This window comes from Chryseobacterium sp. OV279 (genome assembly GCF_900128945.1).
In the GTDB taxonomy this organism is placed as follows: domain Bacteria; phylum Bacteroidota; class Bacteroidia; order Flavobacteriales; family Weeksellaceae; genus Chryseobacterium.
Window position 1 is genome coordinate 653,905 of sequence record NZ_FQUD01000002.1, and the last position, 13,502, is coordinate 667,406.

The following is a 13,502-nucleotide window of genomic DNA, read 5'->3' on the forward strand; positions in this document are numbered from 1 at the left end:
TGTTAAAAACCGTTCCTTTTGGATCGGTTTTTTTAATTTTAATAGCTAAAACAAAACGTTCATGACTTATTTCCAAAAAGCAATGGCTGTCATCATGTTATCTGCGGTGCCCACCTTCTTATTTTCTCAGATAAAACCGCTTGATGCCATGTTGTCTGATTATCAGTATCCGTATGAAGTTCATTATTTAGATTTCAAATCTCAGAATAACGATCTCAAAATGGCTTATATGGATGTACAGCCCCAAAAGCCGAATGGAAAAACCATCATGCTTCTCCATGGAAAGAATTTTAACGGAGCGTACTGGCAAAAAACAGCAACAGATCTTTCAGAAAAAGGCTTCAGAGTAATTATTCCTGATCAGATCGGGTTTGGAAAGTCTTCTAAACCTCACAACTATCAGTTTTCTTTTTCACAGTTAGCAGAAAATACAAAAGCTATTTTGGATAAACTTCAGATCGATAAAGCAATCATTCTGGGGCATTCCATGGGTGGAATGGTTGCAACGAGATTTACGCTTCTCTATCCGGAAAAAGTTCAGAAACTGATTCTGGAAAACCCAATCGGACTGGAAGATTATAAAACTTTTGCTTCTTATCAGACCATAGATCAGGCCTACCAGTCTGAACTGAAAAATACAGCTGAGACTTACAAAAATTATCAGATGAAATTTTATTATGATAATCAATGGAAAGAAGAATATCAGCCATGGCTGGACCTTATCGCAGGCTGGACACTGCATAAAGATTATCCGCAGGTAGCCTGGGATGCTGCGCTTACTACAGATATGATCTATAACCAACCGGTCTGTTATGAATTCAAAAATATAAAAACACCGACACTGCTTATTATCGGAACGAGGGACAGAACGGCAATAGGAAAAGACAGGGCACCAAAAGAATTACAGCCTAAAATGGGACAGTATCAGGAATTAGGAAAAAAGACACAGCGGGAAATCGCCGGATCAAAATTAGTTGAGCTCGAAAATGTAGGACATCTTCCGCATATAGAAGTGTATCCTAAGTTTTTTACTGCTTTGTATGAGTTTATTAAATGAGGTAAAGGCTAAGACTAAGGCTGAGATTAAGGTTATTGAAAAGAATAGTTAAGAGACAATATAATAGTTTTTTAAGCTATACTTTCTTATCTTGAAAAGCATAGGTTAAAAACTGCTTAGAAAAGCCAGCCACAAGGTGGCGATTTAGCCCAAGATAGGATGAAGTCCTATCAGATTTCAAAGCTCCGCAATGATATCAAAATAAAAAGAGACTACCTGATAAACAGATAGTCTCTTTTTGTATGTATTGTTGTCTGAATTACTTTTTCTTGTAAGCAGCATCCTTGATTCTAGCTTTTTTACCTCTAAGGTCTCTGAAGTAATAAATTCTAGATCTTCTAACTCTACCTCTTCTGTCAACTTCAATTTTCTGAAGCGCAGGCATGTTGATAGGGAATACTCTTTCTACACCTACATCACCACTCATTTTTCTGATAGTGAAAGTTTTTGTAGCGCCAGTACCTCTCAATTGAATAACGGTACCTTTGAAGAACTGAGTTCTTGTTTTTTGTCCTTCTTTAATTTCGTAATACACAGTAATTGTGTCTCCTGCTTTGAATTCAGGGAAATCTTTTTTAGTAATGTACTGATCTTGTACGTACTTTAATAAATCCATTTTTAATAAAATAAAATGTTAAAGCTAAGCAACTTACACGTTCTTCGTCAGAGGTTGAATAACAGGTCGCAAAGATACAAAATACTTTTTGATTCTACCAAATAATTAATGTACTAAAAACTATAATTTTTTCACCCCAAATCTGACGTAAACTTAACAGTTCCTTTAAGTTCCCATCAGCAATAGTTTACATAGGAAGTCTACTTTTGCCCGAAATTAAAAAATCAGATCATTATTTTTTTAATGGCCTGATTTACAAATCGAAATAAATCTAAAACAAAAGTAAACTATTATGAAACACTATTTCTTCTTTTTCTGTTTTGCCGTCCAGATGGCATTCGGGCAGGCACTTTTCCCCTACCTGCAGAATCCGACGCCCAACTCGATGATTGTCAATTGGAAAACAGCTTCTGACAACGAAACGACCGTAATCTACGGAACATCTCCAACCAGTCTGAACGTGACGGTTACAGGAACCACAAACATTTTTTCAGATACGGGTTATAACAACAACTATTATTACCACACTGCAAAAGTGGCAGGTCTTCAGCCCAACACCAAATACTATTATAAAATAAAGACCGGAACTACAGAGTCTGCGGTTTATAATTTCAGAACCCTTCCTCTTCCGGGACAGGCTGCGACGGCAGACGGGAAAATCCGTTTCCTGATCATGGGAGACAACCAGATCAAAGCGGAACCCAGGTATGATACGCTTACTCTGAATGCTTTCAAAAAACTAAAGCAGAAATTTGGAGCCAGCACAGATCCTTCAGATAATATTGCGCTTACTTTTATGGTAGGAGACCAGGTAGACGTAGGAACACTGGACCATTATGAGAATGTCCATTTTAAAAAGAACATCAAATTATCACCATATCTTCCTATTCAAACAACGGTAGGAAACCACGAGACGTATGGAACGCTTGGGATGAATTCTTATTACGCCCATTTCTATATCGATGAAATTAAATATAAAAATATCTCATCAGGAAACGAAAACTATTATGCACAGCAGGCTGGAAACGTTCTGTTTGTAAGTTTGAGTTCTGAACATACAGGTACTGCACAGCAGACATGGCTTTCCCAGATTTTAGATGCAGCGAATGCTGATCCTACGGTAGACTGGATTATTTCTTTAAGTCACAGACCCTACCAGGCAGAGCAGTATGTAGGAGATATTTCTACATGGGTGAGAAACAATGCAGTGCCATTGCTGACGACTTCCAATAAATATTTAATGCACGTTGGAGCTCACCACCATTTATACCACAGAGGTCAGTTGAAAGAAACCCCGAATTATCAGATTATTTCCGGAGGTACAGCCTGGGACCAATATTGGGGAATGTCTAATGAGCAGGATTTTGATGATGTACAAAAAACACTGACTGACTGGACGTACCAGATCGTAGAAGTAGATGTGCAGACCGGAAAAGTAGATATAGAATGCTACTCAATTGGGGGTGTCTATAATAAGAAGCAAAACGAATTGGTAGATACTTTCCACCGGTATAAAAACCAGCCGAAGCCTTCAAAACCTTCTGTTACAAACACCTTTGCTGCATCAGTAACATTGCCTTTAACGCTTGACGGAAGTGCTTTTGCATCATCCAACGGAGAGCTTCTGAACACTACACAGTTCCAGATCAGTAAAGCGGCGAACTTTTCAGTTATTGAAAAAGAATTTTACCGTGATTATGAAAACTGGTTTGGGAAAGACGGAAACGGAACACCGGATAAAACGAAAAACTTAAATGCAGGAGTGGATATTACAAAAGCTACCATCGCTGCGAACTCTATCTCAAACGGGACTTATTATGTAAAGGTTCGTTACAGAGACAGAAACCTGGAATGGAGTGACTGGAGTGATGTCAAACAGTTTGAGGTAACCGGAAGTGTGGTTTCCAATCCTACTTTTACATTAGATAAAACCGAATATACACAAGCTGAGCCTATCACAGCGACTTACACCGGAGGACCTGGAAATCAGCAGGACTGGGTTGGAATTTATAAAAAAGGACAAACGCCTGCGACGACAACTTCTCAGGGCTTTATTTACACCAACGGACAAACGGCAGGAACAGCTGTGTTCACGAATGGTCTTGCCAATAAAGGTCAGTATTTTGCAGGTTTCTTTGCCAATGGAGGATATACTGAAATTACAGGCAGAAAAAGCTTCTATGTAGGACCGAAAGTAGTGCTGCAGGCTACGGCAGATACGTATCCGGTAGGAGGAACGGTTGTTATCAATTACAGCAGCGGACCGAATTTGGTGAAAGACTGGATCGGAATTTATAAAATGGGGCAGACGCCGGGAACCAATACGGCTACTAAATGGAGCTATGTGACAACACCTGCAGGAACACTGAATTTTACAGGTCTTGCAAAAGGATATTACTATGCTCAGTATCTTCTTGAAGACGGATATACAGGAATCGGAGATAAGGTATTCTTTAAAGTAGGGGATATCGTAACAGATTTATGGATCAACAAACCGGTCTATACATTAGGTGAAAATATTACCGCTTCATGGACAGATTCTCCTGGAATTATCAAAGACTGGCTGGGAATTTACCCTCAGAGTGTTCAGACGCCGGATGATAACTTTGTTTCTTATACGTATTTCGATGGGGTGACTCAGGGAACAAAAACCATCCAGGGAACAGCACTTCCTACAACACCGGGGAACTATTATATGGTAATGTTTACGAATGACTCTTATACAGAAGTTTCCAACAGAAAACAATTCCAGGTAACATCAGGAACATTGGGAACCGATGAAGTGAAAAGCACAGAGAAAAATGTAGTGATATACCCGAATCCAACGAAACCGGGTGAGCCTACATTCATCAAGAGTGATTATCCAATTGAGAAAATTGAGCTGTTATCAGCATCAGGACAGTTGTTGTATGAATCTAAAAACATCAACAACCAACGTTTCTCTCTGGTAAACGAAAATCTTCCGAAAGGCGTATACTTCGTAAAAGTGCACACAAGAAAATTATTTACTTTAAAACTGGTGATCCAGTAATATTCTAACAACATATTGAAAAAAAGCAGGAAAATTATTTCCTGCTTTTTCTATTTAATATGAACAGGAACAATAAAATGCAAATAACAATGATCATCTTTTTATTTTTTAATGGGAGATTAAGTTCATTAAAGCTCCTAAAATCATGATCGAAATACCAAATGTGATCATTCCCAATACATAGGAAACAAGGGCTTTAAAATAACTGGCTACCTTGCCTTTATCGAAAAACTGTCCTACAGACCAGGAAAAATAGACAAACACGATCGCTGCAGCAATCTGCATCAGATGATATTTCGTAAATCCTTCAACAATGGCAAAAACAGAGAACATCAGCATTTCCATTCCAAGAATAAAGCACAGAAGGATCAGTATTTCAAAAAAATTGTAATCGTATTTTCTGAAAAATATTTTTAGCCAAAAAGCAATAAACGCACCCATAATAATATTGGAATATCCATAATGACTTTGAACCCAATTATTAATGGCATTGAGCTTCGAATCTCCCGCACCATCAATTTTTATATAGCTGTCTTCGATATGGAAAAAATGATTGATAAGTGTGTAGATTAGCGATGTGACAATGATAAATATTACTGGTTTAACAAGCCGGCTTCTGTTTTCACTGATGAAATTCCTGATGTTTTCGCCGGGTCTTATTAATAATTCCCGTATGGTATACAAAATACCTCTGTCAAAATGTAAAACGTGTTCGATTTCATGGAGGATATAATGTCCGTCTATTCTTTTCGGTTTTAAATTTTGTCTGCAGTTTGAGCAAAATTCTTCATTCATAGTAGTTTAAGTTTTAAATGCAAAAAAAGATAAATAGTTTTACATACCCTTTACACTTTAGTTTAGTTTTTGGAATTTTTATGTACTCAAATACTTTTCTAATCTCCAGTCATCATTCTTTGCGTTAAAAAAATCTCACAGATTCTACAGATTCCGCAGATTTTTTCATGCAGTCAGACATTTCGCTTCATTGAATCAACGGAGTTGATTTCTCCCTTTGCACTCCTTAAATTTCCAGCATATTAATTATTCTTTGCGTGAAAAAAAACTCCCGCAGATTCCGCAGATTTCGAAGATTTTTTAATGCATTCAGACATTTAGCTTCATCAAATCAACGAAGTTGATTTCTCCCTTTGCTCTCCTTAAATTTCCAACATATTAATTATTCTTTGCGTGAAAAAAAACTCGCGCAGATTCTACAGAGTTCGCAGATTTTTTTATGCAGTCAGATATTTCGCTTTATCGAATCAACGAAGTTGATTTCTCCCTTTGCTCTCCTTAAATTTCCAGCATATTAATTATTCCTTGCGTGAAAAAAAACTCGCGCAGATTCCACAGATTCCGTAGATTTTTTAATGCATTCAGACATTTAGCTTCATCAAATCAACGAAGTTGATTCCCTTTTGCTCTCCTTAAATTTTCATCATAATTAATCATCCTTTGCGTCAAAAAAAACAGATACCAAGGTTTAAATTTTTCACAAAAAAAATCAGCCATTACAAACAGCCGATTTTTATATTGAAATTAGAATATTTTAAAATTCATACAGAAGATCATCTTCCTGTAAAATTGTACTCGAGGCACCGTAAGCATCCTGTGGTTCAGCATCTGCAAGAATTTTTGAGTCCTGGATAAGTTTTCCATCCGGAGTATACACTTTCAACAGTACCCATTTTCCACTGCGCTCCATTTCCTTTAAACCTGATTCGGTTTTATATTTGATTTTTCCGCTCTGAAGGACTCCGTCTTTTACAACGGCTTTATTGCCGGGCTTTCCTTTTGCATACTGTACGATCTGTGCTGTGAAACCTTCTGCTTCTTCCAAAGGCTGGCTGTAGGTATAAACAATGGCTCCTTTATCATCATAAACAGTGGAATCATATCCGGTCTGTTTAGCATTCATTTTTTTCTCAGATTTTAGCTTTTCATCTTCCCTGAAAGATTTTGAAAGAACTAAAATACCGTCTTTATATTGCTGTTCATTAAACTCTTCGTATAAAGTTCCGTTGTAAGGCATGTCATCCTTATACGTTAAAGTGCCTTTCAGTCTTCCGTCCGGATGATAGTATTTCATCTCCTGTACCACATCATCCTTTAAGACTTTTTCAGAAGACAGCTTTCCGTTTTCGTCAAAGTATTTATTCAGAATGACGGAACCGTTTTTATAGACATCAATGGCGGTAAAACCAGATAAATCATAACTGAACTGATAGTCTTCGCCGTCCTGAGGTTTGTAATAATTGGATTCTTTATCGTAAACGTAGATCAGATTTCCTATTTTCTTACCCGTCTCATCGTAGGTTGTTTTATAGCCGTCTTTTTTGCTTTTCTTATCTTCCTGAAGAATCTTTCCATTTTTTGAATAGATGATGCTCTCCTTGATTGTCCCGTCGCTTTTCTGCTTTTCGATTTTGGATACCCTCATCGGATTGTAGTAATAATCTACGGTTACATTGTCATCAGAGTTTCCTGTATTGCTTGTGCCGATGTGTTTTCCTTTATCGCCGTAATATTTAGTTTCGTACTTTCCTTTACTGTCTGTGGTGATTTCGTAGCGAATTCCTTTGATATCGTCATCATAGGCGATCGTTTTGAAATTCTCAGAATCCTCATAGGTGGTAATAGTATTGAAAGAAGAGGATAATTCAGCGTCTTTGTAGGTGTACATTTTTCCTTTAAAGGTACCGTCTGCTTTATAGACAAGATCTTCCACAGGTCTTCCTTTTTCATCAAACGTTTGGGCTGGTCCTATCTGTTTTCCGCCCGCAAATGTTGCTGTGCTCAATGTTTTACCTTCAGGGCTGTACCAGATCACTTTTCCTTCATAGACCTCGCTGCCCGGAGTGGCATTGGAAGCAAGACCTTCCATCTGCGGCTTACCATTTTTATAAAAATCTTTAATTAAAGTAAGCTTGCCTTTATTTTCAGTTTCCCGGTAGAATTCCATTTTATCCTGAGTGGTTTTCTCCCAGTTTTCGTCAAAATAGATTTTTTCCTGTGCGCTTACACTGATGCTGAGGATCAGAGCAAGAACTGCGGAGGTAAATAATTTTTTCATGTTTTTATTAAAGTTTAAATGATTCAGTAGTGTATAATTTGAAGTGAAATAGAAGGATCAGTCTGTATATAAACAACATTGATTGATCACGCCAAATATAAGTCAATTTGCCGAGAAATAGAGGGAATTGAACGCACAAAACCTCCGTAAAATCACGGAAATTTTTCTGAAAAATTTTACTATAAGAACATGCGGAAAATTGGATTGATCTGCCTTTTACAGCTCAATATTTTTACAAATAAAAGAAATCCTTCTTTTTCTTTTTGATCAGCTGATCGATCCCGAAAGCTTTGTATCCATTAAGAGAAAACATGCCCAACAGCATAATAAACAAAACCTGTGGCAGATAGAAAAAGTAGGTAAGCCATGTGAAAGGATCCATAGAACGGGTCCCAACGGCAGGATCTATGGGAACAAGTTCAGTAGGAATAGAGTGAAGGTCTTTGGTGAATAATGCCACCAACATGATGACAATTAATGACAGTGAACTGAATCTCGTTAAAAGCCCCAGCAATAAAAATAATCCCCAGAACGCTTCATTAAAAGCCACAAAATTAGCCATAAACTGAGGATTCGAAAAGCCTAAGCTACTAATGGTTTTCAACATATAGCCCTGAAAAACCGGATGGAAAAGTTTATTGAAACCTGTGATAAAAAAGAACAGCCCGATGCTTATTCTGCAAATGACATAAAACAAATCTCCGGTTGTATTGGACGTATTCTTTTCCATAGTATCGAGGTGTAAATTAAATTTTTAAATGGTTTAAAGGATTTAACTTAAAGTATGATGCCGGAATCCACCAAAAGTTAGATCTGAATTCAAATAAATTTCTGAATAATGGAGATATGAGAAAAATGATTAAATTTAACGGACAGAAAATCTAATATTTCATGATAGATAAAAGAGTAAAAAATGCAAAGGAAGCCATCGAAGGAATTAATGATGGAATGACTTTAATGCTGGGCGGGTTTGGTCTGTGCGGTATCCCTGAAAACTCAATAAATGCTTTGGTAGAGAGCGATGTGAAAGACGTAACCTGTATTTCAAACAACGCGGGTGTAGATGATTTTGGATTAGGATTGCTGCTTCAGAAAAGACAGATCAAAAAAATGATCTCTTCATATGTAGGCGAAAATGCTGAATTCGAAAGACAGATGCTGTCCGGAGAACTGGAGGTAGAGCTTACACCACAGGGAACTTTGGCAGAAAAATGCAGAGCGGCTCAGGCTGGAATTCCTGCTTTTTATACGCCTGCAGGATATGGAACTGAGATCGCAGAAGGAAAGGAAGTAAAAGATTTTAACGGAAAACCTCACATCCTTGAACACGCTTACAAAGCAGATTTCTCAATCGTAAAAGCATGGAAAGGGGACTATCTTGGAAACCTGATCTTTAAAGGTTCTGCAAGGAATTTCAACCATCCGATGGCGGGTGCGGCAAAAATTACCATTGCTGAAGTGGAAGAATTGGTAGAACCGGGTGTATTAGATCCTAATGAGATCCATATTCCGGGGATTATGGTGCAGAGAATTTTCCAGGGTGAAAAATTTGAAAAAAGAATTGAACAGAGAACGGTAAGACAGAAAGATTAATTCCTGTCGAAATCCGTTATTGACCATAAAAGAAAAGCGCTGAAATAATTCAGCGCTTTTTTTATTCCTGTGAAATAAGATTTTTTCTTTCCCCGATCTGTTGTCGCCACATCGCGAAATACAAACCTTTTTCTGCAATGAGATGGCTGTGAGAACCTGTTTCTATCACCTGTCCGCGTTCAAGAACATAGATTCTGTCTGCATGCATAATCGTGCTTAAACGGTGGGCAATAAGAACTGTAATCTGTTCTTTTTCTTTTGAAATATCTTTGATGGTAGACGTTATTTCCTCTTCTGTGATGCTGTCCAAAGCTGAAGTTGCTTCATCAAAAATCAGTAAATGAGGTTTTCTTAAAAGTGCTCTTGCAATGGCAATTCTTTGTTTTTCTCCACCACTCAGTTTCAGTCCGCCTTCACCAATAACGGTTTCAATACCTTTTTCAGCTCTTTCCAGCAATGCGGTACAGCTGGATTTCTTTAATGCCATTTCCAGATCTGCCTCGGTAGCATTGGGATTCACAAAAAGAAGATTTTCCTTGATGGTTCCTGCAAAAAGCTGAGTGTCCTGCGTTACAAAACCAATTTGATTTCTCAGTTCGTCAAAATCAAACTCTTTTCCGTTAATTCCATTGTAAAAAATATTTCCTTCCTGTGGCCTGTAAAGTCCAACCAGCAGTTTAACCAAAGTACTTTTTCCTGAACCACTTGGTCCCACAAAAGCAATGGTTTCGCCATTTTTCACATCAAAAGAGATATTGTTTAAAGCTTTATACTGAGCCGACTGGTGTTTGAAAGAAACATGCTTAAACTGTAATTCCTCAATAGCTCCAATTTGCTTGGGATGAAGCGGTTTTTCTTCCACTTCTTTCTTCATTAAATTGTCAAAATTCTGAAGAGAAGCCTCTGCTTCGCGGTAAGAAATAATGATATTCCCGATTTCCTGCATCGGTCCGAAAATAAAAAAACCATAGAACATAAGAGAAAGGTATTGTCCCGGAGTGACGATATTTTTAAAAATCAACAGTAACAACGTCATGGTAATCAGCTGCTGAAGAAAATTAACCATCGTTCCCTGAATAAAACTTAATGAACGGATGCTTTTCACCTTTCTCAGTTCAAGTCCAAGGATCTTGTACGTATTGTTATTTAAACGGATCACTTCCTGATTCGTTAATCCCAAACTTTTAACGATTTCTATATTTCTTAAGCTTTCGGTCGTACTTCCTGCCAGAGCTGTCGTTTCTGAAACAATATTCTTCTGAATGCTTTTGATTCTTTTACTCAATAAATTGGTGATGAAAGCAATCAGGAAAATTCCGCAGATATAAACAGGCATAATCGACCAGTGCAAACGGATCGCATACACGGAAACGAAAATGATACTGACTAAAATTCCAAAGAAAATATTAATAAAGCTGGTGATGAATTTTACGGTATCTTCTCTTACTTTCGTTAAAATAGATAAGGTTTCACCACTTCTCTGATCCTCAAATTCCTGATAAGGCAATGCCATTGAATGTTTCAGACCATCTGTAAAGATTTTCGCGCCAAACTTCTGAGTAATAACGCTTACCGCATAATCCTGAAAAGCTTTGGCAATTCTGCTCACCATCGCTGTTCCGATAAGCAATCCCAAAAAGTAAAAAACACCGTGATAAACGCCACTACCGTATAAATATTGATTCAGGTTTCTCGGCAGGAGCTTTTCCTTGTCAAAAAAGTTGGGATGTGTCACCAGCTGATCCAGGATATTACCCGTAATGGCCGGAGCAAATAAAGAAAAAACCTGGTTAATGGTAGCCAGCAGCAAAGAAAGCGCGATCAACCATTGATAAGGCTTAAGGTATCTTAAAAGTATTTTCATTCTAGTAAATAATGTTGCAAAATTAGAGATATTATTTTGACTTCTGGTATTAAGCTGAGTTTCGGTTAAGAAAATTAATATTAGTTGATTGGAAGCGTAAGTTACGGGGTACGCGGTGCGGGTTTGAGTGTTGGAGAGTTTGAGTGTTTTATAGTAGATGAGTTTGGAAGAGGGTTGTCAGTTGCTGTTTTTTTTGTTGCTGGTTGTCAGTTGCTAGGTGCTGGTTCGTAGTAATTAAGCTGATGGATAAGCGTCTCATATTTCACATCTTCCGTCTTATTTCTTAACTATAATCAAAAGACCATAATTTGAATCTTCGGCACAATCCCTGCAACCTGCTACCTAATATCTGCCACCTAGAACCTGCCACCTGCCTCACCTTTATCTCAACCTTAGCAACAAAGCCCTTTTGTATTCAAGTGAAAAGAATTAAATTGCAGTCTAAGTTTTTATTATGCTTACAAAAGAACAAATTGCTAAAAGGATTTCAAAAGAACTGAAAGACCGATATTATGTAAACCTGGGAATCGGAATCCCAACATTGGTGGCTAACTATGTTCCGGATGGTATTTCCGTAGAATTTCAAAGTGAAAACGGAGTGCTCGGAATGGGCCCTTTCCCTTTCGAAGGAGAAGAAGATGCCGATATCATCAATGCCGGAAAACAGACCATCACCATCCTGCCGGGAGGCTCATTTTTCGATTCGGCCTTCAGTTTCGGGATGATCCGCGGTCAGAAAGTAGATCTTACCATCCTTGGAGCGATGGAAGTTTCTGAAAACGGAGATATTGCCAACTGGAAAATTCCGGGAAAAATGGTTAAAGGAATGGGTGGAGCAATGGACCTTGTAGCATCTGCAGAAAATATTATCGTTGCGATGATGCACGTGAACAAAGCCGGAGAAAGCAAGATCCTGAAGAAATGTACCCTTCCGCTTACTGGCGTTAGCTGCGTGAAAAGAGTCGTAACCGAATTAGCTGTATTAGACGTTACTCCTCAAGGATTCAAACTGGTAGAAAGAGCACCGGGTGTTTCTGTGGAGCACATCGTAAAATCTACAGAAGCTGATCTGATCATCGAAGGTGAAATTCCTGAAATGCAATTTTAATATAATTGAAATTGCTTCGACTCCGCTCAGCATGACATCGCTAAAAATCTACTGTTAAATTTACATATAGTATTAGAAATGTCATGCTGAGCGGAGTCGAAGCATCATATAATTTTTGTTTCAAGACAAAAGAAAAAGTCTGTTTCAATATCTGAAACAGACTTTTTTATGTTTTAGATGTACTCAATATAATTACTGAAAATTCTTAATGAATTACGCTCAGTATAACATCTAACTTCTATTTTGAATCCTGCGCCCCAAAAACCTTCTGTAAAATAGAAGTCGTTCTCATTGCAGGTGTATTTCTGATTCCGCTTTCCTTTTCCGCGACCATTTTGAACACCCCATTGATGGTTTCTGTTGTTACATATTCATTAAGATCAGTCGTTACAGCCTGTCCTGTAAAGGTGTTGTATTTGGAGATCAGGTTTTTCCAGACCGTATCAGCACCTACTTTTCCTAACGAAGCTTTCACTTTGGGTTGAAACGCGGTAAACAGCTGACTTTGTGTTTTGGTCTGTAGATAATTGGTTGCTGCGTTATCACTGCTTAACAAAATATTTTTAGCATCCGTAATTGTCATGGATGTGATCGCTTTTGTAAAAATAGGTGCAGCTTCAGTTACAGCATCTTCAGCAGCTCTGTTTAATAATTTTACACCTTCATCTGCAAGACTTCCCATGCCCAGAGAGCGGAGTGTAGTGTCTATTTTTCTTAATTTTTCAGGCATTAAGATTTTTACGGCTTCATTCTTTAAAAATCCGTCTGTCAGAGCCAGTTTCTTTACACCATCAGTCACCCCAAGGCTTAAAGCTTCCTTTAATCCTGAAGAAATCTGTGTCGAGGTAAGGCTTCCAAGATTGATGGGAGAAGTTTTGGTTGGAGTTGCTGTCGTAGTAGTTGAAGTCGTGGTTGTCGCTGCAGGTGTTTTAGGTTTCGATGGATTGTCAAGATCAACACCGGTTTTAGTTTTAACCGTAGATTTGATAATATCTAAGAGCTGTGCCTGTGAAGAAATTGAAAATAATAATCCTGCGGCCAGTAAAATGCTTTTTCTCATTGTATTTTTTTGCAAATTTAGATGTTTTATTATTTAATAAGTTAAAATGCACCGAAGAGTTTTGGAAAATATTTATATTAGCTAAAACCTTAATCATACC

At 37.8% G+C, this 13,502-nt stretch carries 10 protein-coding genes; 4 read left to right on the forward strand and 6 right to left on the reverse strand.

Annotated features, from left to right (window positions below; genetic code table 11):
• Positions 1–61: 61 nt before the first annotated feature.
• Positions 62–1,057, forward strand: a complete 996-nt coding sequence (locus BUA72_RS10755; RefSeq protein ID WP_083544184.1) for an alpha/beta fold hydrolase — start codon at positions 62–64, stop codon at positions 1,055–1,057.
• A gap of 259 nt (positions 1,058–1,316) precedes the next feature.
• Here BUA72_RS10755 and rplS read toward each other — a convergent pair whose 3' ends face one another.
• Entirely contained in the window at positions 1,317–1,673 is a 357-nt protein-coding gene (rplS, locus tag BUA72_RS10760; protein WP_034704964.1) for a 50S ribosomal protein L19, read from the reverse strand.
• A gap of 292 nt (positions 1,674–1,965) precedes the next feature.
• Between rplS and BUA72_RS10765 the strand changes: the two genes are divergently transcribed.
• The gene (locus BUA72_RS10765; protein ID WP_072922910.1) at positions 1,966–4,704 is read left to right on the forward strand and encodes a fibronectin type III domain-containing protein; all 2,739 of its coding nucleotides are present in this window, start codon (positions 1,966–1,968) and stop codon (positions 4,702–4,704) included.
• Positions 4,705–4,812: 108 nt separating this feature from the next.
• Here BUA72_RS10765 and BUA72_RS10770 read toward each other — a convergent pair whose 3' ends face one another.
• The 3 genes from BUA72_RS10770 to BUA72_RS10780 form a co-directional block, all read right to left on the reverse strand.
• Positions 4,813–5,499 (reverse strand): DUF3667 domain-containing protein, encoded by a 687-nt coding sequence (locus BUA72_RS10770; RefSeq protein WP_072922911.1) that lies wholly within the window; start codon positions 5,497–5,499, stop codon positions 4,813–4,815.
• 754 nt (positions 5,500–6,253) lie between these two features.
• On the reverse strand, positions 6,254–7,777 hold the full coding sequence (locus BUA72_RS10775) for a toxin-antitoxin system YwqK family antitoxin (protein WP_072922912.1): 1,524 nt from the start codon (positions 7,775–7,777) through the stop codon (positions 6,254–6,256).
• Positions 7,778–8,009: 232 nt separating this feature from the next.
• Positions 8,010–8,507: a DoxX family protein gene (locus BUA72_RS10780; RefSeq protein WP_072922913.1), complete on the reverse strand. Its 498-nt coding sequence runs from the start codon at positions 8,505–8,507 to the stop codon at positions 8,010–8,012.
• Positions 8,508–8,668: 161 nt separating this feature from the next.
• Between BUA72_RS10780 and BUA72_RS10785 the strand changes: the two genes are divergently transcribed.
• Positions 8,669–9,370: a CoA transferase subunit A gene (locus BUA72_RS10785; RefSeq protein WP_034726421.1), complete on the forward strand. Its 702-nt coding sequence runs from the start codon at positions 8,669–8,671 to the stop codon at positions 9,368–9,370.
• A 61-nt stretch (positions 9,371–9,431) separates the two neighbouring features.
• Here BUA72_RS10785 and BUA72_RS10790 read toward each other — a convergent pair whose 3' ends face one another.
• Positions 9,432–11,234 carry an ABC transporter ATP-binding protein gene (locus BUA72_RS10790; RefSeq protein WP_034726420.1) on the reverse strand — a complete coding sequence of 601 codons (1,803 nt, stop codon included), beginning with the start codon at positions 11,232–11,234 and terminating at the stop codon, positions 9,432–9,434.
• A 454-nt stretch (positions 11,235–11,688) separates the two neighbouring features.
• Between BUA72_RS10790 and BUA72_RS10795 the strand changes: the two genes are divergently transcribed.
• Positions 11,689–12,342 carry a CoA transferase subunit B gene (locus tag BUA72_RS10795; RefSeq protein ID WP_072922914.1) on the forward strand — a complete coding sequence of 218 codons (654 nt, stop codon included), beginning with the start codon at positions 11,689–11,691 and terminating at the stop codon, positions 12,340–12,342.
• 238 nt (positions 12,343–12,580) lie between these two features.
• On the opposite strand, the gene BUA72_RS10800 is transcribed toward BUA72_RS10795, so the two are convergent.
• Positions 12,581–13,402 (reverse strand): DUF4197 domain-containing protein, encoded by an 822-nt coding sequence (locus tag BUA72_RS10800; RefSeq protein ID WP_072922915.1) that lies wholly within the window; start codon positions 13,400–13,402, stop codon positions 12,581–12,583.
• Between the last annotated feature and the right edge of the window lie 100 nt (positions 13,403–13,502).